Source organism: Phytohabitans maris, from assembly GCF_031085175.1.
GTDB classification, from domain to species: Bacteria; Actinomycetota; Actinomycetes; order Mycobacteriales; family Micromonosporaceae; genus Phytohabitans; species Phytohabitans maris.
Map to the genome: position 1 here is coordinate 54,364 of NZ_JAVHUY010000032.1, position 25,418 is coordinate 79,781.

At 72.4% G+C, this 25,418-nt stretch carries 26 protein-coding genes; 19 read left to right on the plus strand and 7 right to left on the minus strand.

What is annotated here, in order from left to right:
- The first annotated feature begins 121 nt into the window (after window positions 1-121).
- A complete protein-coding gene (arc, locus tag RB614_RS29225; RefSeq protein ID WP_308715887.1) occupies window positions 122-1,903 on the plus strand; it encodes a proteasome ATPase in 1,782 nt (593 codons plus the stop codon).
- Between the two features lie 594 nt (window positions 1,904-2,497).
- Here arc and RB614_RS29230 read toward each other — a convergent pair.
- Complete coding sequence (locus tag RB614_RS29230; RefSeq protein ID WP_308715888.1) at window positions 2,498-3,757, minus strand: hypothetical protein; 1,260 nt, start codon at window positions 3,755-3,757, stop codon at window positions 2,498-2,500.
- Window positions 3,758-3,951: 194 nt separating this feature from the next.
- On the opposite strand from RB614_RS29230, the gene dop reads away from it, so the two are divergent.
- The 5 genes from dop (at window position 3,952) to prcA (ending at window position 7,900) form a co-directional block, all read left to right on the plus strand.
- A complete protein-coding gene (dop, locus tag RB614_RS29235; protein ID WP_346434206.1) occupies window positions 3,952-5,469 on the plus strand; it encodes a depupylase/deamidase Dop in 1,518 nt (505 codons plus the stop codon).
- Between the two features lie 92 nt (window positions 5,470-5,561).
- Window positions 5,562-5,780, plus strand: coding sequence for a ubiquitin-like protein Pup (locus RB614_RS29240; protein ID WP_173065341.1), 219 nt, complete (start codon window positions 5,562-5,564; stop codon window positions 5,778-5,780).
- Window positions 5,781-5,904: 124 nt separating this feature from the next.
- A complete protein-coding gene (locus RB614_RS44370; protein WP_428983127.1) occupies window positions 5,905-6,267 on the plus strand; it encodes an endonuclease VII domain-containing protein in 363 nt (120 codons plus the stop codon).
- A complete protein-coding gene (gene prcB, locus RB614_RS29245) occupies window positions 6,180-7,019 on the plus strand; it encodes a proteasome subunit beta (RefSeq protein WP_308715889.1) in 840 nt (279 codons plus the stop codon). The genes RB614_RS44370 and prcB overlap by 88 nt, the downstream gene beginning before the upstream one ends.
- Before the next feature lie 53 nt (window positions 7,020-7,072).
- On the plus strand, window positions 7,073-7,900 hold the full coding sequence (gene prcA / locus RB614_RS29250) for a proteasome subunit alpha (protein ID WP_308715890.1): 828 nt from the start codon (window positions 7,073-7,075) through the stop codon (window positions 7,898-7,900).
- Between the two features lie 907 nt (window positions 7,901-8,807).
- Here prcA and RB614_RS29255 read toward each other — a convergent pair.
- The 3 genes from RB614_RS29255 to rfbB are packed head-to-tail and all read right to left on the minus strand — an operon-like array spanning window position 8,808 to window position 11,636.
- Entirely contained in the window at window positions 8,808-9,806 is a 999-nt protein-coding gene (locus tag RB614_RS29255) for a glycosyltransferase family 2 protein (protein WP_308715891.1), read from the minus strand.
- A gap of 10 nt (window positions 9,807-9,816) precedes the next feature.
- Window positions 9,817-10,668 (minus strand): dTDP-4-dehydrorhamnose reductase, encoded by an 852-nt coding sequence (gene rfbD / locus RB614_RS29260; RefSeq protein ID WP_308715892.1) that lies wholly within the window; start codon window positions 10,666-10,668, stop codon window positions 9,817-9,819.
- Complete coding sequence (gene rfbB, locus RB614_RS29265) at window positions 10,665-11,636, minus strand: dTDP-glucose 4,6-dehydratase (protein ID WP_308715893.1); 972 nt, start codon at window positions 11,634-11,636, stop codon at window positions 10,665-10,667. Before rfbB ends, rfbD begins: the two co-directional genes overlap by 4 nt.
- Before the next feature lie 102 nt (window positions 11,637-11,738).
- Between rfbB and rfbA the strand changes: the two genes are divergently transcribed.
- The 7 genes from rfbA (at window position 11,739) to RB614_RS29300 (ending at window position 17,235) form a co-directional block, all read left to right on the plus strand.
- The gene (rfbA, locus tag RB614_RS29270; protein WP_308715894.1) at window positions 11,739-12,608 is read left to right on the plus strand and encodes a glucose-1-phosphate thymidylyltransferase RfbA; all 870 of its coding nucleotides are present in this window, start codon (window positions 11,739-11,741) and stop codon (window positions 12,606-12,608) included.
- Window positions 12,605-13,687, plus strand: coding sequence for an FAD-dependent oxidoreductase (locus RB614_RS29275; protein ID WP_308715936.1), 1,083 nt, complete (start codon window positions 12,605-12,607; stop codon window positions 13,685-13,687). Before rfbA ends, RB614_RS29275 begins: the two co-directional genes overlap by 4 nt.
- Before the next feature lie 48 nt (window positions 13,688-13,735).
- A complete protein-coding gene (locus RB614_RS29280) occupies window positions 13,736-14,335 on the plus strand; it encodes a class I SAM-dependent methyltransferase (protein WP_308715895.1) in 600 nt (199 codons plus the stop codon).
- Window positions 14,332-14,931: a dTDP-4-dehydrorhamnose 3,5-epimerase family protein gene (locus tag RB614_RS29285; RefSeq protein ID WP_308715896.1), complete on the plus strand. Its 600-nt coding sequence runs from the start codon at window positions 14,332-14,334 to the stop codon at window positions 14,929-14,931. Before RB614_RS29280 ends, RB614_RS29285 begins: the two co-directional genes overlap by 4 nt.
- Before the next feature lie 33 nt (window positions 14,932-14,964).
- Window positions 14,965-16,323, plus strand: coding sequence for a Pup--protein ligase (gene pafA, locus RB614_RS29290; protein WP_308715897.1), 1,359 nt, complete (start codon window positions 14,965-14,967; stop codon window positions 16,321-16,323).
- A gap of 14 nt (window positions 16,324-16,337) precedes the next feature.
- Window positions 16,338-16,508 carry a hypothetical protein gene (locus RB614_RS29295; RefSeq protein WP_308715898.1) on the plus strand — a complete coding sequence of 57 codons (171 nt, stop codon included), beginning with the start codon at window positions 16,338-16,340 and terminating at the stop codon, window positions 16,506-16,508.
- A 121-nt stretch (window positions 16,509-16,629) separates the two neighbouring features.
- Window positions 16,630-17,235, plus strand: coding sequence for an SLATT domain-containing protein (locus RB614_RS29300; protein WP_308715899.1), 606 nt, complete (start codon window positions 16,630-16,632; stop codon window positions 17,233-17,235).
- A gap of 671 nt (window positions 17,236-17,906) precedes the next feature.
- Here the strand turns inward: RB614_RS29300 and RB614_RS29305 are convergent.
- Both RB614_RS29305 and RB614_RS29310 read right to left on the minus strand, forming a co-directional pair.
- Window positions 17,907-19,001 carry a DUF3866 family protein gene (locus RB614_RS29305; protein ID WP_308715900.1) on the minus strand — a complete coding sequence of 365 codons (1,095 nt, stop codon included), beginning with the start codon at window positions 18,999-19,001 and terminating at the stop codon, window positions 17,907-17,909.
- Window positions 19,002-19,142: 141 nt separating this feature from the next.
- A complete protein-coding gene (locus RB614_RS29310; RefSeq protein ID WP_308715937.1) occupies window positions 19,143-20,072 on the minus strand; it encodes a cation diffusion facilitator family transporter in 930 nt (309 codons plus the stop codon).
- A gap of 139 nt (window positions 20,073-20,211) precedes the next feature.
- On the opposite strand from RB614_RS29310, the gene RB614_RS29315 reads away from it, so the two are divergent.
- From RB614_RS29315 to RB614_RS29340, 6 genes are all read left to right on the plus strand, one after another.
- Complete coding sequence (locus RB614_RS29315) at window positions 20,212-21,204, plus strand: helix-turn-helix transcriptional regulator (protein WP_308715901.1); 993 nt, start codon at window positions 20,212-20,214, stop codon at window positions 21,202-21,204.
- Entirely contained in the window at window positions 21,201-22,151 is a 951-nt protein-coding gene (locus tag RB614_RS29320; protein WP_308715902.1) for a helix-turn-helix transcriptional regulator, read from the plus strand. The genes RB614_RS29315 and RB614_RS29320 overlap by 4 nt, the downstream gene beginning before the upstream one ends.
- A gap of 5 nt (window positions 22,152-22,156) precedes the next feature.
- Window positions 22,157-22,414 (plus strand): hypothetical protein, encoded by a 258-nt coding sequence (locus RB614_RS29325; RefSeq protein WP_308715903.1) that lies wholly within the window; start codon window positions 22,157-22,159, stop codon window positions 22,412-22,414.
- Window positions 22,415-22,484: 70 nt separating this feature from the next.
- Window positions 22,485-22,760, plus strand: a complete 276-nt coding sequence (gene tatA / locus RB614_RS29330) for a Sec-independent protein translocase subunit TatA (protein ID WP_308715904.1) — start codon at window positions 22,485-22,487, stop codon at window positions 22,758-22,760.
- A gap of 15 nt (window positions 22,761-22,775) precedes the next feature.
- A complete protein-coding gene (gene tatC, locus RB614_RS29335; protein ID WP_308715905.1) occupies window positions 22,776-23,711 on the plus strand; it encodes a twin-arginine translocase subunit TatC in 936 nt (311 codons plus the stop codon).
- The gene (locus tag RB614_RS29340; protein WP_308715906.1) at window positions 23,711-24,604 is read left to right on the plus strand and encodes a diacylglycerol kinase family protein; all 894 of its coding nucleotides are present in this window, start codon (window positions 23,711-23,713) and stop codon (window positions 24,602-24,604) included. The genes tatC and RB614_RS29340 overlap by 1 nt, the downstream gene beginning before the upstream one ends.
- 16 nt (window positions 24,605-24,620) lie before the next feature.
- Here the strand turns inward: RB614_RS29340 and RB614_RS29345 are convergent, their stop codons facing one another.
- On the minus strand, window positions 24,621-25,352 hold the full coding sequence (locus RB614_RS29345) for an HAD family hydrolase (RefSeq protein WP_308715907.1): 732 nt from the start codon (window positions 25,350-25,352) through the stop codon (window positions 24,621-24,623).
- Window positions 25,353-25,418 lie beyond the last annotated feature (66 nt).

Consider the following 25,418-nt stretch of genomic DNA (forward strand, 5'->3'; position numbering starts at 1 on the left):
ACCACTGCTCACCCGCCGATACAGATCAAGAGTCAGTGACGAGGGTGTTGCGTAGGTTCGATTAGCCGTAACAGCGGTTAGTGTTATGGCAGTACGTTCAAGCCCCCCGGGGAGGTGGGACGTGGCACGCAGCGACGACGCGGACTCGCGCGCCGCACGGTGGGAGAAGGAGGCCCACGATCTCTCCACTCAGGTCGCGTTCCTTCAAGAGGAACTCGCTCTGGTGCGGCGCAAGCTGACCGAAAGCCCACGACACGTCCGGCAGCTCGAGGAGCGGCTAGCGGCAACGCAGGCGCAGCTGGCCCGACTGACCGAAAACAACGAGCGGCTCGTGAGCACTCTCAAGGAGGCTCGGGCCCAGATCGTCACGCTCAAGGAGGAGATCGACCGCCTGGCGCAGCCGCCGAGCGGCTACGGCGTCTTCCTGGCCAAGCACGACGACGGCACCGTCGACGTGTTCACGGGCGGGCGAAAGCTCCGGGTGGCGGTGTCCCCGTCACTCGAGGTCGACGAGCTGCGGCGCGGGCAGGAGGTCCTGCTCAACGACGCGCTCAACATCGTCGACGCGTTCGGCTACGAGCGGGTCGGCGAGGTGGTCATGCTCAAGGAGGTGCTGGAGCACCCCGCCGGCGGTCCGGGTGACCGGGCGCTGGTGGTGTCGCACGCCGACGAGGAGCGGATCGTGCACCTCGCGGAGACGCTCATCGGCGCCCCGCTGCGCGCGGGTGACTCGCTGATGATCGAGCCCCGCTCGGCGTACGCGTACGAGCGGATCCCCAAGAGCGAGGTGGAGGAGCTCGTCCTGGAGGAGGTGCCCGACGTCGGATACGAGGACATCGGCGGCCTGCACTCCCAGATCGAGCAGATCCGCGACGCGGTCGAGCTGCCGTTCCTGCACTCCGACCTCTTCCGGGAGCACCAGCTGCGCCCGCCGAAGGGCATCCTGCTCTACGGCCCGCCCGGCTGCGGCAAGACCATGATCGCCAAGGCGGTGGCCAACTCGCTGGCCAAGAAGATCGCCGAGGGGCGCGGCGAGGAAAAGCACACCAGCTACTTCCTCAACATCAAGGGCCCCGAGCTGCTCAACAAGTACGTCGGCGAGACCGAGCGGCACATCCGGTTGATCTTCCAGCGGGCCCGCGAGAAGGCGGGCGAGGGCACGCCGGTGATCGTGTTCTTCGACGAGATGGACTCCGTCTTCCGCACCCGCGGCTCGGGCGTCTCCTCCGACGTGGAAAACACGATCGTCCCGCAGCTGCTCAGCGAGATCGACGGCGTGGAGGGGCTGGAAAACGTCATCGTGATCGGCGCCTCCAACCGCGAGGACATGATCGACCCGGCCATCCTCCGCCCCGGCCGCCTCGACGTGAAGATCAAGATCGAGCGCCCGGACGCCGAGGCCGCGAAGGACATCTTCTCGAAGTACATCCTGACCGGCCTCCCGCTGCACCCCGACGACCTCACCGAGCACGGCGGCGACTCGCAGGCGACTGTGGCCGCGATGATCGAGGCGGTCGTGCTGCGGATGTACTCGGAGACCGAGGAAAACCGCTTCCTCGAGGTCACGTACGCCAACGGCGACAAGGAGGTCCTGTACTTCAAGGACTTCAACTCCGGCGCCATGATCCAAAACATCGTCGACCGCGGCAAGAAGATGGCGATCAAGGAGTTCCTGTCGTCGGGGCGCAAGGGCCTGCGGCTGCAGCACCTGCTGGACGCCTGCGTCGACGAGTTCCGGGAAAACGAGGACCTGCCCAACACCACCAACCCGGACGACTGGGCCCGCATCTCCGGCAAGAAGGGCGAGCGGATCGTCTACATCCGCACGCTCGTCTCCGGCGGCAAGGGCGCCGAGGCCGGCCGTTCCATCGACACCGTCAGCAACACGGGCCAGTACCTGTAGAGCCCGCACTCTTCGAAAGGCCCCGCACGCTCCGTGCGGGGCCTTTCCGTTTTCCGGACGAGGGCTAACGCGACGCCCGCGGTGGTCCGGACCGTCGCGCGGGGCCCGGGGAAACGTGGAGCGTTTTCTTGGGGGGGCGTTCCGCGGCCTCACCCCCCGCGTCCCGACAACCCCCCCGCCCCGAGGCCGGCGGCCCGGCGATCACATCTCGCCCCGGCAAGCCCTCGCTCGACGCCACCCAGTGGGCAATGTCCCGGACATTGCCCACTCGTCCGCTTGGCCCGGCCCGCCATGAGGCGGGCGGATCCCATGATCGACGCGGGGCAGGTGGATCGTGGACGTCTGGTGTAGCTCCGGCGACAGCGAAGGGCCACGATCGCCGTCAGCCCTCGCAGGCTCTCGCCGATCGTGGGCGTGACGCGACATTTCGGGCAAGCGGAAGGGGCGGCGCGGCGGGTGAGCGCGTCCGGCGCTGGCCCGGCGCGCGGTGGTCGCGGGGAGGGTGTGGAGCGCGGACGGTGAGGCCGCAGGAACGCAGCCCCAAGAAACGCTCCACCGTTTCCCCGGGGGCCCCGCGCAACGGTCTGGACCACCCTAGCCGCTGGCGCCGGGGGAGGGCGCGGGATCGGCCGCGGGTCTCTGGAAGGCGGGCAGCAGGCCCTTCGCGACCCGGTCGAAGAGCACCGCCACCGCCACCACCAGGGCGGGCAGCATCGGCAGCTCGTAGCGGAACATGGTCATGAAGGGCGCGATGAGGAAGATGCCCGTGGCCCCGACCCACGCGGACGCCACCAGCCACGGCACCACCGTGCGCCAGGCGACCACGCTGGCCACCAGCGACAGCACCAGCAGCAGCACCAGCGGCCAGCTGGAGAGCACGATGGTGGCCTCCTTGGAGAGGGCCTCCGGCACCGCCTCGCGGTACCAGGGCAGCGCCTCGCCCAGCGTGCGGGCCCGGCCGCCGGTCATGCTGAAGAAGTGGTCGCGGCTGCTCAGCGGCGCGCTCACCAGCTTGCTCCAGATGGCACCGGCCACCACGCCGGCCGCGGCGCCGGCGGCGGCCGCGGTCCAGGAGCGCCAGCGGCCGCGGTCGCGCCACATCGCCCAGAGCCAGACCGCGGCGACCGTCGCCACCGTGTACGGGGTGATGACCCGCGCGGTGCCCACCAGGAACGTGACCAGCGCCAGCCCGGCCACCGTCCACTTGGTCGCCGGCTTGCGCCAGGGAAGCAGCAGAAGTGTCGCAGTATGCAGCATCAGCGCGAGCGAGTCGGTCAGGCCGCCGACGCACCACTTCGCGATCAGCGGGGACGCGACCGCGAGCACGCCCGCCGCGACCGACGACGGCACCGAGGCGTGCACGGTGGCGAAGCGGTAGACCAGGTACATCGCCACCACGAACGCGATACCCGGCACCACCACGATGCCGCCCGGGCCGAAGAGCGCCACCCACGGGATCGACAGCAGCGGCAGCAGCATCCGCGGCCGGTAGCTGAGCGTGAACGGCTTGGACGCCCACAGGTAGTCGTACGGCTTGAAGGTGCCGTGGTCGCGGATGTAGTCGAGGACGACCTGCTCACCGTGCGCCTTGTCGTACCCCATGTAGTGATACGTGTAGATCAGGTACCACTGCGAGTCGGGGAAGATCTGGTGCGTCGACGCGTACGTCCAGACCATCGCGGTGGCGGTGGCCGCGAGCACGACCAGCGCGCCCCACGCGAACGGTCCGGACGGTCCGCGCCATCTCCTGGTCCTCGTCGAGGCCGGGACCGGCGCCTCCTCGGCCGAGGGGGCCGGCGCGGTGGCCTCCTTGTCGTTGGACGGGACGGTTCGCGTGACCGTCAGCTCACCCACCCGCTACGCTCCTCGCCTGGTCGCAATGCCGCGTTTCGCCGTGCGCCGCCCATCGGGCCGCGTCATGATACCGGAGCGTAGCGCCGGACAGGGGGTACAAGCCCACCCGGTGCGGCGCAGCGCGGAGCGCTACCGGCGGACTACGCTCAACTGGTGGCGCGTACGCACCTGGGCGGCAGTGAGGTAGGCGAGGCATGAGCGTTCGGCGGATCATGGGCACCGAGGTCGAGTACGGGATATCGGTGCCCGGCCAGCCCGGGGCCAACCCGATGGTCACCTCGTCACAGGTGGTCAACGCGTATGGTGCCCGTCCCGAGTTGACCCGCGGTGGGCGGGCCCGGTGGGACTACGAGGAGGAGTCGCCGCTGCGCGACGCCCGCGGCTTCACGTACTCCGGGGCGGCCTACGACCCCGCCGAGGCGCTCGCCGACGAGGATCTGGGCCTGGCCAACGTGATCCTCACCAACGGCGCCCGGCTCTACGTCGACCACGCCCACCCGGAGTACTCGACCCCCGAGGTCACCAACCCGCTCGACGTGGTCCGGTGGGACAAGGCGGGGGAGCGGGTCATGGCCGAGGCGTCGCGGCGGGCCGCGACGATCCCGGGCACGCACCCCATCCACCTGTACAAGAACAACACCGACAACAAGGGCGCCAGCTACGGTTCCCACGAAAACTACCTGATGCGCCGCCAGACGGCGTTCGCCGACATCGTGGCCTACCTGACGCCGTTCTTCGTCACCCGGCAGATCGTCTGCGGCGCCGGGCGGGTGGGGATCGGGCAGGACGGTTCGCAGCCCGGCTTCCAGCTCTCCCAGCGGGCCGACTTCTTCGAGGTCGAGGTCGGGCTGGAGACCACCCTCAAGCGCCCGATCATCAACACCCGGGACGAGCCGCACGCCGACGCCGACAAGTACCGGCGGCTGCACGTCATCATCGGCGACGCCAACCTCTCGGAGACCTCCACGTACCTCAAGGTGGGCACCACCGCGCTCGTGCTCACGATGATCGAGGAAAAGGCGCTCACCCCCGACCTCGGCATCGCCGACCCGGTCTCCGAGCTCAAGGCGGTCAGCCACGACCCGGCGCTCGGCCACCTCATGCGGCTGCGCGACGGGCGCCGGCTCACCGCGCTCGACCTGCAGTGGGCCTACTTCGAGCGGGCCAAGTCCTTTGTGGACGACCGGTACGGCCGGGACGCCGACGCCGCCACCACCGACGTGCTGACCCGCTGGGAGGGCGTCCTCGACCGCCTCGGCCGCGACCCCATGCTCTGCGCCGACGAGCTCGACTGGGTGGCCAAGCTGCGGCTGTTGGAGGGCTACCGCGAGCGGGAGAAGCTGGGCTGGGCCTCGCACAAGCTCCAGCTCGTCGACCTGCAGTATTCGGACGTCCGCCCGGAGAAGGGGCTCTACCACCGGCTGGTCGCCCGCGGCTCGATGAAGACGCTGTTGGACGACGAGCAGACCCGCCGGGCGATGGTCGACCCGCCGGAGGACACCCGGGCGTACTTCCGCGGCCGCTGCCTCGCCCAGTACGCCTCCGAGGTGGTCGCCGCCAGCTGGGACTCGGTCATCTTCGACGTGGGGCGCGAGTCGCTCGTGCGGGTGCCGATGATGGAGCCCGAGCGGGGCACCCGCAAGCACGTCGGTGCCCTCTTCGACCGCTGCGCCAGCGCCAAGGACCTGCTCGAGGCGATCACCGGCGGGTGACCGCTGCGCCCTCCGCGAAACGTCGCGCGTGGTGGGTTCCTCCGTGGCACCGGCGAGGTAGTTTTTCAGCAAGCGATGTTGAGGAGGACCCGATGGCTACCCGTGATTCCGGCGGTCAGTCGCAGTCCGGCAAGGCCCGCCGCGAGGAGGACGTCGACGCCGGCCCGGCCCCCGAGGCCAACCCGGAGGTCGCCGAGCGCCACGCCGAGATCACCGAGGACGTCGACGACCTGCTCGACGAGATCGACTCGGTGCTGGAGGAGAACGCGGAAGAGTTCGTGAGGGGGTACGTGCAGAAAGGGGGGGAATGAGCAGAATGCCCGATCTGGGGGAGTTGGCGTTCGAGTGGTGCCCCCGATGTGAGCGGATCCGTCCGCTCACTGGCTTTCACAGCGACAAGCGACGTCCAGACGGTCGTGCCTTCCACCGCAAGCGTTGTGCGTCAGGCCGCTCCGAGCAGAGCCGGCGCCGCCGCGGCATGAAGGAGCGACGACGCTCGGGATCGGGATCGAGGACGTCGAGGAGCTCCTCGCCGAGCAGGGCGGTCTCTGTGCGACCTGTGGCGCGCCCGACCCCGAACACGTCGACCACGACCGCGTGACCGGCTGGATACGCGGGATACTCTGCTTCAACTGCAATGGCGGCCTCGGTCAGTTCCGGGACGACGTGGAGTATCTTGCCAAGGCGATCACCTATCTGAAGGGAAGCACGTGCCAGCGGGTTTTGATCCATCCCGGCGTCTACCAGACTTTTTCGCGAACCCGGGGACGTCCTCCTTCACACAGTTTCTCAGCCTGAACGCGCCCGAGCTGCTGCCCGGGCGTCGTCCGCTCCCGCCGGGGTACTCCGCGGACATGGCACCGCACGCGACCACGGTGGTCTCGATCGTCTGTGCCGGCGGCGTGGTGATGGCCGGTGACCGGCGCGCCACCGCGGGCAACCTCATCGCCAGCCGCGACATCGAAAAGGTGCACCCGGCCGACCCGTACTCGCTGGTGGGCATGGCCGGCACCGCCGGCGTCGGGATCGAGCTGATCAAGCTGTTCCAGGTGGAGCTGGAGCACTACGAGAAGATCGAGGGCGCGATGCTCTCGCTCGACGGCAAGGCCAACCGCCTCGCCGCGCTCGTCCGCAACAACCTCGGCGCGGCCATGCAGGGCCTCGCGGTCGTGCCGATCTTCGCCGGCGTCGACCTGGCCGCCACCGACCCGGCCAAGGTGGGTCGCATCTTCAGCTTCGACGTGGCCGGCGGCCTCTACGAGGAGACCGGGTACGACGGCATCGGCTCCGGTTCGCTCTTCGCGAAGTCGGCGCTCAAGAAGCGGTACCGCCCGGGCCTGTCGGTCGACGAGGCGGTCACGCTCGGCGTGGAGGCGCTCTACGACGCCGCCGACGACGATACCGCCACCGGCGGCCCCGACCTCACCCGCAAGATCTACCCGGTGGTCATGAGCGCGACCACCGAGGGCACCCGCCGCCACACCGACGAGGAGGTCGGCGCGATAGCCGAGGCCGTCGTCGCCCGCCGCATGGAGAACATCGGCGGCTGATCCGCCCCATCTGGTCTCCGCCCCAATATCTCGTCCGAAGGAGAGCCGCCGTCGTGGCCATGCAGTTCTACGCCTCGCCCGAGCAGATCATGCGCGACCGCTCGGAGCACGCCCGCAAGGGCATCTCCCGCGGTCGCAGTGCCGTGGTGCTCACGTACGAGGGCGGGGTGCTGTTCGTCGCGGAAAACCTCACCTCGCTGCGGAAGGTGAGCGAGATCTACGACCGGATCGGGTTCGCGGCCGTGGGGCGGTACAACGAGTTCGAAAACCTGCGCCGCGCGGGCGTGCGGATGGCCGACCTCAACGGCTACAGCTACGACCGCCGTGACGTGAACGGCCGCGCGATCGCCAACGCGTACGCGCACGCGCTCGGCGCGATCTTCACCGAGCAGGTGAAGGCGTACGAGGTGGAGATCTGCGTCGCCGAGGTGGGCACGAGCCCGGAGGCGGACGAGCTGTACCGCATCACGTACGACGGCTCGGTGCAGGACGAGCCGGGTGTGATGGCGATGGGCGGCCAGGCCGAGGCGATCTCCGGCGCGCTCAAGGAGGCCCACCGCGCCGACCTGTCGCTCGGCGAGGCGGTGCGGCTGGCCGTGAAGGCGCTGGGCAGCGTGGGTGGCGAGGGCGGCCAGCCGCGTACGCTCGGCGACGAGCAGCTCGAGGTGGCGGTGCTGGACCGGCGCCGTACGGGCCGCACGTTTCGCCGGATCACCGGGGTGGCGCTGACGTCGCTGCTGACCGAGGAGCCGCCCGCCGCACCTTCGCCGTCGGCGCCGGCTCCGTCGTCGTCGGCTCCGGCTGGGGAGTCTGGCGGCTCGGACGACGACCTGGAGATCCTGGACGACATCGACGAGGCCGAGGGCGGGACCAAGGAGTAACGCGCCGGTCGTCCGCTCGACCCCGGCCGCGCCGATCCACTGGTCGCGCTGCCGCGGTCGCGCCGGCTCCGTTTTCGCGCACGCCGGCCGCACCGCCTCCGCGCGCAAGCACGCACTGTGTCCATTGTGGACACGCGCGACCGGGGCGGCGGGGTGTGATCGTGGCGAAGGGCGCCCGCTGAAGTCGCTACGACGACCAGGCCACCCCTCGCGCGTCGATCAAGGCCTCTGCGGCTGGAGGCGTCGACATCAGGCGGTGCGCCTGCCGCGCCAGGACCGCGAGGCAGCAGAAACCTGGTTTCTGCGGTATCCGCCGCGGTCTGAGACAGCAGAAACCAGGTTTCTGCTGCCTCCCCGCGGGCGGGGGCGGTCACGCCTGCCGGGTGAGCGGGCAGAGTCCCCGACATTGCCCACTGCCGGCCGCTGGAGTGGGCGATGTCGGGGACATTGCCCACCGCGGCGAGCGGCATGGGAGTGGGCGCGCACCCCGGGAGGGCGCCGGCGTCGATCGAGGACAACACCGCGGGCCGGCGAGCTGGGGATACCCAGGCGGTGGTTGTCCTTGATCGGCGAGGCGAGGCCCAGCGAGGCTCGGGACGGCGAGGCCCAGCGAGGCTCGGGACGGCGAGGCACAGCGGGGCGCGGCGCGGCGCGGCGCGGCGAGGCGCGGCGGGGCGAGGCGCGGCGAGGCGCGGCGGGGCGCGGCGGGGCGCGGCCCGACGAGGCGAGGCACAGCGCGGCGAGGCACAGCGCGGCGGGGCGCGGGCGCGGGACGGGCCGGGACGGCGAGGCGCGGCGAGGCGCGGCAAGGCCTACGAGGCGGGGCAAAGGCGGGCGAGGAGGGCGAGAGGCGGCGCCTGCGCACCCGCGAGGGCGCGAGGCGCGGGGCCATACCGGGCGAGCGGGGCTAGACCCAGCGGCGGACCGCGCGCCAGTACGTGGTCATCAGGGCGTTCAGGAGGCCGACGCCGGGCGGGTTGATGAGCGGGGTGTCGAAGCGGTCGGTCAGCACGCGCATCCACTCGCGGTCGGGGACCGCGCGTTCGGCCTGGAGGGCGCGGCGGCGGGCGCGTAGGTGGGCGCGGTGGCGCCAGAGCCAGCCGTAGCCGCGCAGCTTGTCCTTGAGCCAGCCCTCCTTGGCTGCGAGCAGGATCATCACCAGCTCCAGCGCCAGCAGCGGGCCGCCGAGCAGGAGCAGCGCGCGGCCGCCCCAGACGGTGGTGACGAACATGAGGCGGTTGCGCTCGATCAGGTAGAACTTGAAGCTGACCTTGCTGAACTCGTACCCGTGCAGGGCGACCGCGTCCGGGACGTTGAGCACGCGCAGGCCGAGCCGCCAGGTGCGCAGGGAGATCTCGGCGTCCTCGACGTACGCGAAGTAGTGCTCGTCGAAGCCGCCCAGGCGGTCCCAGTGCGCGCGGCGGGCGACCACGAAGGCGCCCATCGCCCCGGCGGTCTCGGTGGGCTCGGTGCGGGTCTCGCGCTCGCGGAAGCCCCCCACCCAGCTGACGCCGAGCACGTGGATCTCGTTGCCCCGGGAGTTGAGCAGCTCGGGCTCGTCGGCCAGGCGTACCGCCCCGGCGGCCAGCCCGACGCTCTCGTCGCCGAGCACCTCGACCAGGCGGGCGAGGGCGGTGGGCTCGACGATCGCGTCGCCGTTGACCAGTGCCACGAACTCGCCCGACGCCGCCGCCACGCCCGCGTTGCAGCCGGCGGAGAAGCCGGCGTTCTCCCCGTCGCCGGCGACGACGACGCCCGGCAGGCCGCTCAGGTAGGGCAGGTCGGGGTTGGTGCAGCCGTTGTCGACCAGGACGACCTCGACCTCGACCTTGACCGAGGCGAGCAGTGCCTCCACGCAGCGCCGCAGCAGCGGCTCCGTGCGCCACGCCAGTACCACGGCACTCACCCTGGGGAGGTCAGGCACGGGGGCTCCCGAGGTAGGCGGACAGCATCGCCTCCCAGTCTGTCATGGGTGCCATGCCGGCCCGGGCCCAACGATCATGGCCGAGCACGCTGTACGACGGCCGGGGTGCCGGGCGCACGTACCGGTCACTGGTCGTCGGGCGGACCCGGTCGGGGTCGTGTCCGGCCTGGGCGAAGACGGCGCGGGCCAGGCCACACCAGGTGGTCTCGCCGCTGGCCGTGCCGTGGTAGACGCCGGGCGGCGCGCCGGCGGCGAGGGCCAGGTCGACCAGCCGCTCGGCGAGCGCCCAGGACCAGGTCGGCTGGCCGCGCTGGTCGTCGACCACCTCGAGCGTCTCCCGCTCGCCGGCGAGGCGCAGCATGGTGCTGACGAAGTTGCGCCCGTGCGCGCCGTAGAGCCAGGCGGTGCGCACCACGTACCCGCCGGCGGCGAGGACCGCCTCCTCGCCGGCGAGCTTGCTCCGGCCGTAGGCGTTGATCGGGTCGGTCGGCGCGTCCTCCGGATAGGGGGAGGTGGCGTCGCCGTGGAAGACGTAGTCGGTGGAGACGTGCACGAGCCGGGCGCCGGCGACCCGGGCGGCGCGGGCCAGGTTGGCGGCGCCGTGGCCGTTGACCGCGGTCGCCTCGGCCTCGCGCTCCTCGGCGCCGTCGACGTCGGTCCAGGCCGCCGCGTTGAGCACCGCGTCGTGGCCGGCCACGGCGGACCGGACCGCGACCTCGTCGGTCACGTCCAGGTCCGCCCGCGAGAGCGCGGTCACGTCGAGGTCCGGCCGATTCTTGAGTACGCCGAGCAGGTCCTGCCCGAGCATCCCGCCCGAGCCGGTGACGAGGATCCGAGCGCTCATCCCTTGAGAGGCTCCCACCAGGCGCGGTTCTCGCGGTACCAGGTGACCGTCTCGGCCAGGCCGTGCGCGAGGTCGACCGTCGGCGCGTACCCGAGCTCCTGACTGATCTTGGTGATGTCGAGGCTGTAGCGGCGGTCGTGGCCCTTGCGGTCGGTCACCGGCCGCACCGACTCCCAGGTCGCGCCGCAGGCCTCGACCAGCCGCTCGGTCAGCTCGCGGTTGGTGAGCTCGGTGCCGCCGCCGATGTGGTAGACCTCGCCGGGCCGCCCCTTGTCCTGCACGAGCGCGATGCCCCGGCAGTGGTCGCGCACGTGCAGCCAGTCGCGCACGTTGCCGCCGTCGCCGTAGAGCGGCACGGTGCCGCCGTCGAGCAGGTTGGTGACGAAGAGCGGGATCACCTTCTCCGGGTACTGGTAGTGGCCGTAGTTGTTGGAGCACCGGGTGACCACCACGTCGAGCCCGTGGGTGCGGAAGTAGGCGAGCGCGAGCAGGTCGGAGCCGGCCTTGGAGGCCGAGTACGGCGAGTTGGGCGCGAGCGGCCAGTCCTCGGTCCACGAGCCGTGCTCGATCGACCCGTACACCTCGTCGGTGCTCACGTGCACGAACCGCCCGGTGCCGTGCCGCAGCGCCGCGTCCAGCAGCGTCTGGGTGCCCAGCACGTTGGTCGTGACGAACGGCGCGGCGCCGGCGATCGAGCGGTCGACGTGCGACTCGGCCGCGAAGTGGACGATCACGTCGTGACCGGGCACCACCTCGTCGACCAGGACGGGGTCGCAGATGTCGCCCCGCACGAACCGTAGTCGCGGGTCGTCGCGCACCGGGTCGAGGTTGGCCAGGTTGCCCGAGTAGGTGAGCTTGTCGAGCACGGTGACCGCGGTGGGCGCGGCGGCCGGAAGCGCGCCGCGGAGCAGCTCACGCACGTACTCCGACCCGATGAACCCGGCTCCGCCGGTGACGAGGAGTCTCACAGGGTGAGGAGTCTACGCGAAGGCGACGGGGAGTGAGCGCTCGCCGGGGGAGCGTCGCCCTGTCGGCAGCACGACTACCGCGTCGCCGCTAAGGTACCGGGGGTGCGCGGAATCCTTCTCGCCGGCGGCACCGGTTCCCGGCTCTGGCCCATCACCCGGGCGGTCTCGAAGCAGCTGATGCCGGTCTTCGACAAGCCGATGATCTACTACCCCCTCTCCACGCTGGTGATGGCCGGGATCCGGGAGATCCTGATCATCACGACGCCGGACGACCAGCCGCAGTTCCAGCGGCTGCTCGGTGACGGTTCGCAGTGGGGCCTCGACCTGAATTACGCGGCCCAGCCTCGGCCGGAGGGCATCGCGCAGGCGTTCGTCATCGGGGCCGACTTCATCGGCGACCAGCCGGTGGCCCTGATCCTGGGCGACAACATCTTCCACGGCGTGGGCCTGGGCCACCAGCTGGCCAGCCACGACGACGGCCTGACCGGCGGGCGGGTGTTCGCCTACCCGGTGGCCAACCCGGAGGCGTACGGGGTGGTCGAGTTCGACGGCGACGGCCGGGTGCTCTCGATCGAGGAAAAGCCGGACCGCCCCAAGTCCCGCTACGTCGTCCCCGGCCTGTACTTCTACGACAACCGGGTGGTCGAGATCTCCCGCGGCCTCAAGCCCTCCGACCGGGGTGAGCTGGAGATCACCGCGGTGAACGAAGCGTACCGCGAACGGGGTGAGCTGTCGGTGACCGTCCTCGACCGGGGCACCGCGTGGCTGGACACCGGCACGTTCACGTCGCTGATGCAGGCCGCCGAGTTCGTGCGGGTGATCGAGGAGCGGCAGGGGCTGAAGATCGGCTGTGTCGAGGAGGTCGCCTGGCGGGCCGGGTTCCTCACCACCGCCCAGCTGCGCGAGCTCGCCGCCCCGCTGACCAAGAGCGGCTACGGCGACTACCTGCTGGGCCTGCTGGAGTACGCCTGACCGGTCCCCGCGCCACCGGCGCCGGGACGATCCGGGGAGGAGCCGACGTGAAGGTCGCCGTCGTCGGTGCGGGAGTCGTCGGGCTCGCCGCCTCGGCCGCGCTGCTCGACCGCGGTGCCGACGTGGTCTGCCTGGACCGCGCCGGGCCGATGGCCGAGCGTTCCACCGGCTCGTCCCGGATCTTCCGGCTGGCGCACGGCAGCGCCGACCTTGTCGCGCTCGCCCGCGACGCCCGGGCCGGCTGGGCGCGCTGGAGCGAGGCCGCCGGCCGGCCGCTGGTCCGCGACGTCGGCTGCCTGGTCAGTGGCGCGCTCACGCTGGAGTGGACGGCGGTCATGCTCAAGGCGGGCGCCCCCTACACGATGGTCGGGCCCGACTGGCCCGAGCTGGGTCTGCCGGTCCGCCGGGCGCCCCACGTGCTGCTGCACGACACCACGGGCGGCGTGATCGACGCCGAGGCCACCGGCGCCCACCTCACCGCCCGCGTCGGCCCGGCCCTCCGGACCAGCCTCGTGTACGCCCTGGAGGAGCGGGGCACCGGCGCCCGCGTGCACACCCCGGACGGCCCGCTCGACGTCGACGCGGTGCTGATCGCGGCCGGGGCGGGCACCTCGCCGCTCGCCGCCGAGGTGGGCCTCTACACGCCGGCCGGGCTGGCACACCACGTGCGGTTCACGTTCGCCACCCGCCAGGCCGGGCCGCTGCGCGCCTGGATCGACCAGAGCCCCGGCCGCCTCGCCACCTACCAGCACCTGGCCGGGCCCGGCCGGTGGAGCGTCGGCGGCCTGCTCGACCACGCCGGTGTGGACTGGGAGGCGGGCCGGGCCGAGGCGACCCGGATGTCCCGGGAGGCGGTCCTCGGCTACGTGCGGGAGCACCTCGACGGGGTCGCGCCGGCGGTGCTGGACGAGCTCTACTGCACCACGGTGGCCGGCTTGGGCGACGGGTTCCACCTGCGCCGTCGCGGCCCGTTCACCGCCGTCTACGGCGACAATCTGTTCAAGTTCGCCCCGCTGCTCGGCGACCTGCTGGCGGCGGCGGTCACGGAGGGTACCGAGGATGTGGTCGACTATGTGTGAGCGTGCCCGGTTGCGGTCCGCTGGCCGGTTCTGACAGGCTTACCGCCCGTGCAGCAGGAGAAGCCGAGCACCCAGGGTGCCGACTACACCGACCGCCTCCAGCGGGTGACCGGCGCCCGGTGGAAGCAGGTCCTCGACGTCCAGCGCCCGTACCGGTGGAACATCCGCCGACTCGACCTCGGGCGCACCCTCGACGTGGGTTGCGGCCTGGGGCGTAACCTCGCCCACCTGGGCGGCAACGGGGTGGGCGTGGACCACAACCCCACCTCGGTGGAGGTGGCGCGGGCGCAGGGCTTCGAGGCGTACACGATCAACGAGTTCTTCGAGACCGACCGCGCGGCCACGTTCGACTCGATGCTCGCCGCGCACCTGCTCGAGCACATGCCGGTCGAGCAGGCCCGCAAGGTGGTCGAGTCGTACCTGCCCTGCGTCAAGCCGGGCGGCAAGGCGGTCTTCATCACCCCCCAGGAGCGGGGGTACGCCAGCGACGCCACGCACGTGCGCTTCGTCGGCTTCCCCGAGGCCGCCGCGATCTGCCGTGACCTGGGGCTGACGGTGGAGAAGCAGTTCTCGTTCCCGTTCCCCCGGTTCATGGGCAAGCTGTTCACCTACAACGAGTTCGTGACCGTCGCGAGGTTCCCGGCATGAAGATCCGTCCGCTGAGCATCGAGGGCGCGTGGGAGATCACGCCCCAGCAGCACACCGACCCGCGCGGCGCGTTCCTGGAGTGGTACCGCTTCGACCGCCTCGCCGAGGTGGTCGGCCACCCGCTCGACCTCGCCCAGGCCAACCTGTCGATCTCGGCCCGCGGCGTGGTGCGCGGCGTCCACTTCGCCGACGTGCCGCCCGGCCAGGCCAAGTACGTCACCTGCGTGCGCGGCGCCGTGGTCGACGTGATCGTCGACATCCGGGTCGGCTCGCCCACGTTCGGCCGGTGGGAGGCGGTCCGGCTGGACGACGTCGACCGCCGCGCGGTGTACATCAGCGAAGGGCTGGGCCACGGCTACTGCGCGGTCACCGAGGAGCCGGAGTTCGTCTACCTCTGCTCCAGCACGTACAACCCGGCCGCCGAGCACACGGTCAACCCGCTCGACCCGGAGCTCGGCATCGAGTGGCCGATCGAGGTCCCGGTCATGTCGCCGCGGGACGAGTCGGCACCCAGCCTCGCGCAGGCGCGGGCCGCCGGCACCCTGCCGTCGTACGACGCGTGTCGCCAGTACGCCGAAACCTTGCGCCAGAGGTGACGATCGGGGCCTCGGGACGGCTAGTGTCTGGTCATGGAACGGCGAATCTTCGGGCTCGAGACTGAGTACGGCGTCACCTGCACGTACCGGGGGCAGCGGCGGCTGTCTCCCGACGAGGTGGCCCGCTACCTGTTCCGCCGGGTGGTGTCGTGGGGGCGCTCCAGCAACGTCTTCCTGCGCAACGGCGCCCGGCTCTACCTCGACGTCGGCTCCCACCCCGAGTACGCCACGCCGGAGTGTGACTCCGTCGCCGACCTCGTCGCCCACGACCGGGCCGGCGAGCGGATCCTGGAAGGGCTGCTCGTCGACGCGGAGAAGCGCCTGCACGACGAGGGCATCGCCGGCGAGATCTACCTGTTCAAGAACAACACCGACTCGGCCGGCAACTCGTACGGCTGCCACGAGAACTACCTGGTCTCCCGGCACGGCGAGTTCGGCCGGCTGGCGGACGTGCTGATCCCGTTCCTGGTCACCCGGCAGCTGATCTGCGGCGCCGGCAAGGTGCTGCAGACCCCGCGCGGCGCGGTCTACTGCCTCTCCCAGCGCGCCGAGCACATCTGGGAGGGCGTCTCCTCGGCCACCACCCGCAGCCGCCCGATCATCAACACCCGGGACGAGCCGCACGCGGACGCCGAGCGCTACCGCCGGCTCCACGTGATCGTCGGCGACTCCAACATGAACGAGGTCACCACCCTCCTCAAGGTCGGCAGCGCCGACATCGTGCTGCGCATGATCGAGGCCGGCGTGGTGATGCGCGACCTGTCGCTGGAAAACCCGATCCGGGCGATCCGCGAGGTCTCGCACGACATCACCGGCCGCCGCAAGGTCCGCCTCGCCTCCAACAAGGAGGTCAGCGCCCTGGAGATCCAGCAGGAGTACCTGGCGAAGGCGACCGAGTTCGTCGAGCGCCGGGGCGGCGACCAGACCGCCAAGCGGGTGGTCGAGCTCTGGGGCCGGGTGCTGCGCGCGGTCGAGACCGGCGACCTGGAGCCGGTCTCCCGGGAGATCGACTGGGTGAGCAAGCTCAAGCTGATCGAGCGCTACCAGGAGAAGCACGAGCTGCCCCTCTCCCACCCGCGGGTCGCCCAGATGGACCTCGCCTACCACGACCTGCGCCGCGGCCGCGGCCTGTACGGGCTGCTGGAGCGGCGCGGCCAGGTCGACCGGGTCGCCACCGACCTGGAGATCTTCGAGGCCAAGGAGACGCCGCCGCAGACCACCCGGGCCCGGCTGCGCGGCGAGTTCATCCGGCACGCCCAGGAGAAGCGCCGCGACTTCACCGTCGACTGGGTCCACCTCAAGCTCAACGACCAGGCGCAGCGCACCGTGCTGTGCAAGGACCCCTTCCGCGCGTACGACGAGCGGGTGGAGCGCCTGATCGCCAGCATGTGAGACTTGGTACCGCCATGACCGATCCTGATCACCGCAAGCCCGGCCTGGTCCAGCGCCGCAAGCAGAAGATCGCCGACGAGATCGCCCGCAACCGCCGCGGCGAGTACACGGTCCCCACCTGGGTGCTCGCCCTGATCCTCGGCGTCTTCGTGGCCGGCTGGATCACGCTGATCGTCCTCAGCTGACCCCGCCGCTCCCCGGCCCGCGATCAAGGAGCTCACAGCCGTGGGGAGGGGCGCGGGACGCGCCCTCTATAGTCGACCGCACACGGTGTGGGAGGTCGACTGTGGACGGTGGGTGGGTGCGGTGACGGCCCCGGCGCGCGGCGACGACCTCGACCTGCCCGACCTGCCGGCCCTCACCTGGGCGCCGGGCGGGCTCCGCGCCGACCTCGCCGGCCTGCGCGCCTGGGCGGAGCGGGTCGCGGAGGAGGCGGTCGACTGGTACCTGGCCGAGAAGCGGCTCAAGTCCCGCTGGTCCCGCCGCCTGCGCGCGCTCGCCATCGTCCTTGCCACGCTGGGCGGGGCGGTGCCGGTGGCGGCGCTCGCCTCCCGCCACCCCGAGTACGGCAACTGGGGCTACCTGCTGCTCGCCCTCGCCGCCGGCAGCGTCGCCTACGACCGGTTCTTCGGGTACTCGTCGGCCTGGCAGCGGTACATCGCGACCGCCACGCTCATCCAGGGCGAGCTGGCCGACTTCCAGGTGGGGTGGGCACAGGAGTTGGCCGCGCTCGGCGACCGCGAGCCCACCGCCGAGGAGGTGGGCGAGCTGATCGGCCGGGCACGCGAGTTCGTGCGCCGGGTCAACGAGGCGGTGCGGGTGGAGACGGACGCGTGGCGCAGCGAGTTCGACAGCCGGATGGGGGAGCTGGAGGTCGGCCTGCAGGGCCGCCCACCGATCAACGGCGGCTGACCCCCGACCCTCCCGCTACATACCCGCCCGGGTCCGGCTCGCGGGGTTCGCGCGCTTTGACCCGGGTCAGGACCGCGATCCCCCGGGATCCGTTGCCCGTCGCGCCTGCTCGGCCCCGCCGGGGTGGCACGCCCGCCGCGCGCCCCGCCGCGCGACGCCCCGCCCGCGGTGATCGTGGTATTTCGCTGCCCCTATCGGGGCAGCGAAATACCACGATCCGTTGTTTGTGTGCCTGAGAGCGTGCCGTTTCGCGCGGAGCGCGCCGTTTCGCGCGGAGCGTGCCGTCTCGCGCGGAGCGTGCCGTGTCGCGCGGAGCGTGCCGTGTCGCGCGGAGCGTGCCGTGTCGCGCGGAGCGTGCCGTGTCGCGCGGAGCGTGCCGTGTCGCGCGGAGCGTGCCGTCTCGCGCGGAGCGTGCCGTCTCGCGCGGAGCGTGCCGTCTCGCGCGGAGCGTGCCGTCTCGCGCGGAGCGTGCCGTCTCGCGCGGAGCGCGCCGTCTCGCGCGGAGCGCGGTACGGATCCGCCCTCATGAGGGCGGATCCGTACCACGCTCCGCTGCGGGGGCGGCCCGCCGCGGGCAGCGTCCCGCGGGAGACCGACCTGAGACGACCCGGTGGTGAGCAGGACAGCGGCGGGTGGGCGACGAGCAGGGGGCGACAGGCCCGGGCCGGGAGCTACGCGGAGCGCGGCAGCAGGGCGGCGGCGTGGCGGCCCGCCGCGGCCGCCGCCAGGAAGTACCAGGGGTCGGCGTCCAGGCCGCGGCCCATTGTGGACAGTGGGACCGGTGCGGCCTTCAAGGCCGCCTCCAGGCCGTCCACCGGCACCTCCACGACGCGGTGCCGCGCGGCCAACGGGGCCAGCGAGGCGGAGACGGCGGCGGCCAGGGGCGGTGGCAGGGGCGATGGCACCACCACGTCCGCCGGGGCGAGCGCGACGCGGCCGTACGCCGTGAGGCTGTGGTGGGAGACGCCCCGGTGGCGTGGCCGGGGGTCGGCGTCCGACAGGCGGAGCGCGGCGACCGGGCGGCCGCCCAGGGCGGCGACCGCGTTCACCACCTCGCCGGCCGCGACGCCGCTGAAGCCCCACGCGGTGCCGGTACCCAGGTTGCCGGGGCCCTGCGCGACCACCGTGACGTCCGCGCGGAGGACGTGCCGGGCGGCCAGCAGTCCGCTGTGGACGGTGGTGGCCTCCAGGTCGCCGCCGAACGACTGGCCCACCGTGACCGTGCCGGCCAGGTGGTCGCGGAGGCCGTCCAGCGTGCGGGAGAACCAGGCGGGCAGCGCGCCGCCGTCGGTCATGACGTAGGCGACCGTTGTGCCCGGCCGGTCCAGCGCCAGCCCGGCGAGGATGGCCGGGAGCGCGGAGTGCAGGTCGGCCACCACCACCGGCATGCCGTCGACCGAGTCGACCGAGGCCATGAGCGCGCGGTGCGGGGAGGCCTCCTCGTCCACGCCGAGCACGATGGCCTGCAGCGGCGTGTAGCGGGCCTTCACCAGGTGTCCGGACTCGCGCGACAGGGAGCCGGGCGGATCGGCGGGCAGGCGGTCCGGCAGGGCGACCACCAGCGCGTACCCGCCGGTGCCCAGCCCCATCTCCAGGGCGCCGACGTTGAGCAGCACCCGGTCGCCGGCGCGCGGCTCGCCGGTCAGCGCGGGGTAGGCCAGGGCCCGGACGACCGCCGAGGCGACCTCGACGTCCAGCGTGACCACGCCGCGCCAGCGACGGCCGACCGACGTGACCACACCCGATCGCCAGCGAACGGCGCCCACCCACGCTCCACCGCTCGGCGCTCGTCCGGCGTCGTGCTCGATCTCCGTAGCCTCGCGACCGCACCCGACGAAAACGCCACGCCCCGCTTCGCGCTGCTCCGCGTTTCCGCCGGGGCCCGCATTACCGCTCATGACGGACACCTAACCACGGCGCCTCGTCGGGTCGAGAAAGACGTACCGGATGCCGGCGTAGCGGTCGCGCAGCCGGCGCTCGGCCACGTCGGCGGCCTCCTCGATCTCGGCGCCGCTGGCGTCGTCGGCGAAGTCCACCTTGGCGGCGACGAGCACGTCGGTGGGGCCGAGCTGCATGGTGAGGACGGTGTCGATGCGTTCCACATGCGGGATCCCGGAGAGCTCCTCGACGATCATCCGGCGGATCCGCGGGGTCGCCGCCCGGCCGACCAGCAGGGAGATGTTGGTGCGGGCGAGCGTGGTCGCGGCGACCAGCAGGAGCAGGCCGATCGCGACCGAGGCGAGGCCGTCCCACAGCGCGTCGCCGGTCGCCTGGGCCAGGCCGAGGCCGGTGGCGGCCAGCAGGAGCCCGACCAGCGCGGCGCTGTCCTCCAGGAACACCGCCTTGATCGTGGTGTCCGGCGTCACCAGCAGGAAGCGGGCCGGGGTGACCCGCCACCGGGTCGCGGAGGCCCGCACCTGTCGCACCGCGCGGGTGAGGGAGATCGACTCCAGGACGAACGAGACGCCGAGCACCACGTACGACACCGTGTAGTCGCCGCTGTGCTCGCCGGAGCGGATCGTGGTCACGCCGTGGGTGACCGAGAAGCCGGCACCCGCCACGAACGTGAACACCGCCGCGATGAACGCCCAGACGTAGCTCTCCTTGCCGTACCCGAAGGGGTGTCGCTCGTCGGCCGGCTGGATGCCGCGCCGCAGCGCGGTGAAGAGCAGCACCTCGGTGGTGGTGTCGGCGAGCGAGTGGGCCGCCTCCGACATCATGGCGGACGAGCCGGAGATGAGGCCGGCGATCAGCTTGGCCGCGGCGATGGCGAGGTTGGCGGCGCCGGCGACGATGACGGTGCCGGTGCTCTCCGCGGCGCCACCCTCCTCCGCCAGGCGGGCGTTGAGGTCGACGGGAAGGGGAGTGGCGCGGCTGTCCGACACGACCAGATTGTGCCCCACTCGGGGGAAGCCGTCCGGGGGACGCGGCGTGGGGGAGGCGTACGGGCGTGCGAATGGGGCTATTGTCTGTGGCGTGTCGCGGTCACGCACGGAGCGCCTGGTAAACCTGGTGATCTGTCTCCTGTCGACGCGGCGGTTCCTGACCGCCGCGCAGATCGCCACGACCGTGCCGGGCTACGAGCACGACCCCGACGACCCGCGCGACCACGAGGCGTTCCAGCGCAAGTTCGAGCGCGACAAGGCGGAGCTGCGCGAGCTGGGCGTGCCGCTGGAGACCGGCACGGCGAGCGCGTTCGACACCGAGCCCGGCTACCGGATCGCCGCCCGGGAGTACGCGCTGCCCGACATCCAGCTCGAGCCCGACGAGGCCGCCGCCGTGGGCATCGCCGCGCGGCTGTGGCGGCACGCGGGGCTGGCCGCCGCGGCCTCGTCCGGCCTGGCCAAGCTGCGCGCGGCCGGCATCGACATCGACCCGTCGGCGACGCTCGGCGTGGAGCCGGTGGTCACCGTCGACCCGGCGTTCGCGCCGCTCACCACCGCCGCGCGCGACCGGCGCACGGTGGCTTTCGACTATCGGGTACCGGAAGGGGACGCCCCGACCAGCCGCCGGCTGGAGCCGTGGGGCGTGGTCTGCTGGCGCGGCAGGTGGTACGTGGTGGGGCACGACCTCGACCGCGAGGCGACCCGCTGCTTCCGGCTCTCCCGGATCGTGGGGCAGGTGCGGCTGACCGGCAAGCCGGGTTCGTACGAGCCGCCCGCCGGCGTCGACCTGATCAGCCACGTGGCCCGCTGGTCCGGTCCGGTGGAGCGCACCGGGCGGGCGACCGTGCTGGTGCGCCCCGGGCGGGCGGCCGGGCTGCGCCGCTGGGCCCGCGAGGTCGAGCCGACCGCCGACGGCGACAAGCTGGTGCTCCCGTTCGCCGACCCGGACGGGCTGGCCGCCTCCGTCGTCGGGTACGGCGCGGACGTGCGCGTGCTCGACCCGCCCGAGGTGCGCGAGGCGGTCATCCAGCGGCTCAAGGAGATCGCCACCCGCCACGAGGCGGCGTCGGTGAGCGCCCGATGACGGCACCCTCGCGGGCCTCCGCCGACCGGCTCGGCCGGCTGCTCAACCTCGTGCCCTACCTGCTGGCCCGCCCCGGCATCGAGCTCGCCGAGGCCGCCGCCGAGCTGGGCGTGAGCGAAAAGCAGCTGCGCGAGGACCTGGAGCTGCTGTGGGTGTGCGGGCTCCCGGGGTACGGGCCGGGTGACCTGATCGACATGGCGTTCGACGGCGACCGGGTCACGATCACGTACGACGCGGGCATCGACCGCCCCCTCCGGCTCACCCCCGACGAGGCGTTGGCGCTGGTCGTGGCGCTGCGGATGCTCGCCGAGACGCCCGGCATGGCCAACCGCGACGCGATCGAGCGCACCCTCGCCAAGCTGGAGAGCGCCGCCGGCGACCTGACCAGCGCGCCGGTCGAGGTGCGGCTGCCCGGCAACGCCGACCGCCTCGACACGCTGCGCGGCGCGGTGGAGCGGCGCCGGGCGCTGCGGATCACGTACTACACGGCGACCCGCGACGAGCTGACCGAGCGGGTGGTCGACCCGATCCGGGTACTGGTCGTCGCCGGCCGGGCCTACCTGGAGGCGTGGTGCCGCCGGGCCGAGGCGGTGCGGCTGTTTCGGGCCGACCGGATCGACGCGCTCACCGAGCTCGACGAGCCGGCCCGCCTCCCCGGCCAGGTGCGGCTGCACGACGTGAGTGGCGGCGTCTACCAGCCCGGCCCCGAGCTGCCGCTGGTCACGCTCCGGGTAGGGCGCGGCGGCCGGTGGATCACCGAGTACTACCCGTGCGAGGACGTCCGCCCCGACGGCGAGGAGTGGCTGGTCTCGCTGCGGGTGGCCGACCTGTCCTGGGCCCAGCGGTTCGTGCTCGGCCTCGGCCCGGACGCCACCGTGGTGGCACCGGCCGACCTGGTCGAGCGGGTGCGCCAGCAGGCGGGCGCCGCCCTCGACCAGTACAGTTAGCGGCTATGGTCCTGTGGATCGTGATAGCGGCGGTGCTGGTGGGGCTGCTGGTGCTGGTCTCCGCCGCGGGGGCCCTGCTGGGGCGCCTGGGGCCGCTGCGCCGGGCCGCGACCACGCTGCTGCGCCGGCAGGCCGAGGCGGAAAAGCTCCAGGCGGCCGCGTCCACGCTGGCCGAAGAGGCGGAGACGCTGCGGCTCAAGGTCGAGATCACGCAGGAGCGGCTCGCCACCGCCAAGGTCAAAGTCCGGCCCCGCAGCCGTTGACGGTTCGCCGCCAGACGCACGTACGATAGGGCTCGACAGTCCTCTCGACTCTCAGCAACTGGAGCTTTCCATGGGCGCCCTCAAGCCGTGGCACATCGCAGTCCTCGTGGTCGTGCTGGTCCTCCTCTTCGGCGCGAAGCGGTTGCCCGACGCGGCCCGGTCGCTGGGCCGCTCGTTGCGGATCATCAAGGCCGAGACCAAGCACCTCACCGACGACGACGAGCGCGACCTCGCCGAAAAGGCGGACGCCCAGCACGGTCGCCAGCCGCTCCCGCCGACGTCGACGGAGCAGCGCCCGGCCGCGCCGGTCCAGGACCCGGTGCAGCGCACCCGCGACGTTTCCTGATCCGCGGCGCTCCCCGTGGCGTTCTCCCTCCTGCGACGCGGTCCGAGCAATTTCGAGCGTGCCGCTGACGGCTCGATGACCCTCATCGAGCACCTGCGCGAGCTGCGCACGCGCTTGTTCCGCGCCTCCCTCGGCCTGCTCATCGGCTTCATCATCGGCTTCGCGATCTCGAAGCGCGTGATGGACATCATGGACAACCCGTACTGCCAGCTCGAGGCGGCGCGGGACCCGGAGACCGGCAAGTGCATGCTGCTCCAGCTCGGGCCGGCCGACTACCTGTTGCTGCAGCTGCGCATGTCGCTCTGGCTCGGCCTGATCATCGCCGGGCCGATCTGGCTCTACCAGCTCTGGGCGTTCATCGCCCCCGGCCTGCACCGGCACGAGCGGCGCTACGCGTACGCGTTCGCCGGCGTCGCCGCCCCGCTCTTCGCCGCCGGTGGCTTCCTGGCGTTCTTCGTGGTGCACACCGGCCTGGAGTTCCTGCTCACCATCAGCCCGGACAACGTGCAGACCACGCTGGAGGTCGGCAAGTACTTCTCGTTCGTCACCAACCTGATCCTGATCTTCGGGGTGGCGTTCGAGTTCCCGCTGATCATCCTGATGCTCAACTTCGTCGGCCTGGCCAGCGCCCGGCGCCTGCTCGGCTGGTGGCGCATCGCGATCTTCGCGTTCTTCGCGTTTTCGGCGATCGCCACCCCCACGCCCGACCCGTTCGGCATGACCGCCCTCGCCGTGTGCCTCTCCCTGCTGTACTTCGCGGCGGTCGCGGTCGCGTTCGTCAACGACCGGCGCAAGCGGCGGCGGCAGGAGAGCTTCGCCGGCCTGGCCGACGACGAGGCGTCCCCCTTGGAGTACGACGCGGACCCCGTGGAGGCGGGCGAGCCGCTCGATGCCGTGGCGCCGGTGCCCGCGCCGCTGCCGATCGAGCGCCGCTACGACGAGACCACCTGATGAGCGGCGACCTCGTCGTGCTCGCCAACCCGGAGGCCGGGCGCGGGCGGCACCGTGACCTGCTCCCGCGCGTGCTCGACCGGCTCGCCGAGGCCGACCTGCCGGTGCGGGTGCTCGACGCCCGTACCCGGGAAGAGGCCCAGGAGGCGTGCCACCGCGCGGTCGCCGACGGCGCGGCCGCGATCGTGGCGGTGGGCGGAGACGGCACCGTCCACCTGGCGCTGCAGGCGGTTGCCGGCACCGACCTGCCGTTCGGGGCGGTGCCCGCCGGCACCGGCAACGACTTCGCGGTCGAGACCGGCGTGCCGGCCGAGCCGATCGCCGCGGCCGCCGCCATCGCCGGCGCCGTCAAGGCCGGCCGCACCCGGCCGATCGACCTGGCCCGGCTGACCGGCCCCGGGCGGGCCCCGATGTGGTACGGCTCGGTGCTCGCCGCCGGCTTCGACGCCGTGGTCAACGAGCGGGCCAACCGGATGAGCTGGCCGCGCGGTCCGAGGCGGTACGACCTGGCCATCTTCGTCGAGCTGCTGCGCCTCAAGGCCCGGCGCTACACGATCCGCCTGGACGGCGAGGAGCAGGTCCGCGACGCCGTGCTGCTCGCGGTCGGCAACTGCGCCAGCTACGGCGGCGGCATCCGCATCGTCCCCTCGGCGGTGCCCACCGACGGCCTGCTCGACGTGGTGCTCGCCGACGTCGGCCGGCCCACGCTGGTGCGGCTCAAGGGCAAGACCTACAAGGGCACCCACGTCGAGCACCCCCAGGTCCACACCTACCGGGCGCGCACGGTCGAGATCGAGGCCGACGGCATCACCACGTACGTGGACGGCGAGCGGGCCTTCCCCCTCCCGGTCACGATCACGGCCGTGCCCGGCGCCGTCCGCCTGCTCAGCTAGCCCGCCCGGGGACGCGCTACGGCGTCGTGAGGTCGAGGACGGCGGCGAGGCCGTTCGACTTGCCGGGGTCGGCCGCGGGGAGGACGAGGGCGGCCAGGCCGGCGCGGACCGCGCCCGCGTCCGCCGGCGTGTCGCCGACCATCAGGGCGCGCTCCGGCTCCACGCCCAGCGCGCCGCACGCCCGCAGGAAGATCGCCGGGTCGGGTTTGGTCCGCCCCACCTCGTACGACAGTACGTAGGCGTCGACCAGGCCGGCGAAGCCCCAGGCGTCGAAGAGCGGCCGGATGTCGAACCCGACGTTGCTCACCACCGCCACCGGTACGCCGGCCTCCTTGAGCGCTATCAGCGTGCCGGCCGTGTCGGCGTAGAGCACCCAGCCCTCGGGGCGGAGCAGCCGCTCGTAGAGGGCCTCCTCGAACCCGTCCACCCCCGCGGCCACGGTCGCCGCCAGCCCGGTGTACGCGGCGCGGTGCGCGTGCTCGTACAGGTCGCGCTCGGCGAACGCCTCGGCCAGGTGGGGCGGGACCCGGTGCGGCAGCGGCCCGCCCGCGCGCCCGGCGGTGACCAGCCGGTCGGCAAGTACGGTGGCCCGCCCCCGGTCGAGCGCGACTCCGCACTCCTGCGCCGCCGCGACCACCCATTCGACCGGGTCCTCCACCTGCGCGAGCGTGCCGTGGAAGTCGAACAGCACCGCCTCCAGCGGCGAGCGGGTGGGTCGGGAGTCGGGGAGGGCGGTCTGGTCCGGCACGTCCGTGACCCTACCGAGTCGCCCGGTTGGTCCCGTAAGCCGACCCGCGCAATGCTCGCCGCGGAT

Bases quoted from the DNA above. Each gene is read 5' to 3' on its own strand.
- rfbD (WP_308715892.1), bottom strand. From the start codon at position 10,668: ATGAGCGCTCGGATCCTCGTCACCGGCTCGGGCGGGATGCTCGGGCAG.
- pafA (WP_308715897.1), top strand. From the start codon at position 14,965: ATGGAACGGCGAATCTTCGGGCTCGAGACTGAGTACGGCGTCACCTGC.
- RB614_RS29340 (WP_308715906.1), top strand. From the start codon at position 23,711: ATGAGCGGCGACCTCGTCGTGCTCGCCAACCCGGAGGCCGGGCGCGGG.
- tatA (WP_308715904.1), top strand. From the start codon at position 22,485: ATGGGCGCCCTCAAGCCGTGGCACATCGCAGTCCTCGTGGTCGTGCTG.
- RB614_RS29240 (WP_173065341.1), top strand. From the start codon at position 5,562: ATGGCTACCCGTGATTCCGGCGGTCAGTCGCAGTCCGGCAAGGCCCGC.
- RB614_RS29320 (WP_308715902.1), top strand. From the start codon at position 21,201: ATGACGGCACCCTCGCGGGCCTCCGCCGACCGGCTCGGCCGGCTGCTC.
- RB614_RS29285 (WP_308715896.1), top strand. From the start codon at position 14,332: ATGAAGATCCGTCCGCTGAGCATCGAGGGCGCGTGGGAGATCACGCCC.
- RB614_RS29295 (WP_308715898.1), top strand. From the start codon at position 16,338: ATGACCGATCCTGATCACCGCAAGCCCGGCCTGGTCCAGCGCCGCAAG.
- RB614_RS29325 (WP_308715903.1), top strand. From the start codon at position 22,157: ATGGTCCTGTGGATCGTGATAGCGGCGGTGCTGGTGGGGCTGCTGGTG.
- dop (WP_346434206.1), top strand. From the start codon at position 3,952: ATGAGCGTTCGGCGGATCATGGGCACCGAGGTCGAGTACGGGATATCG.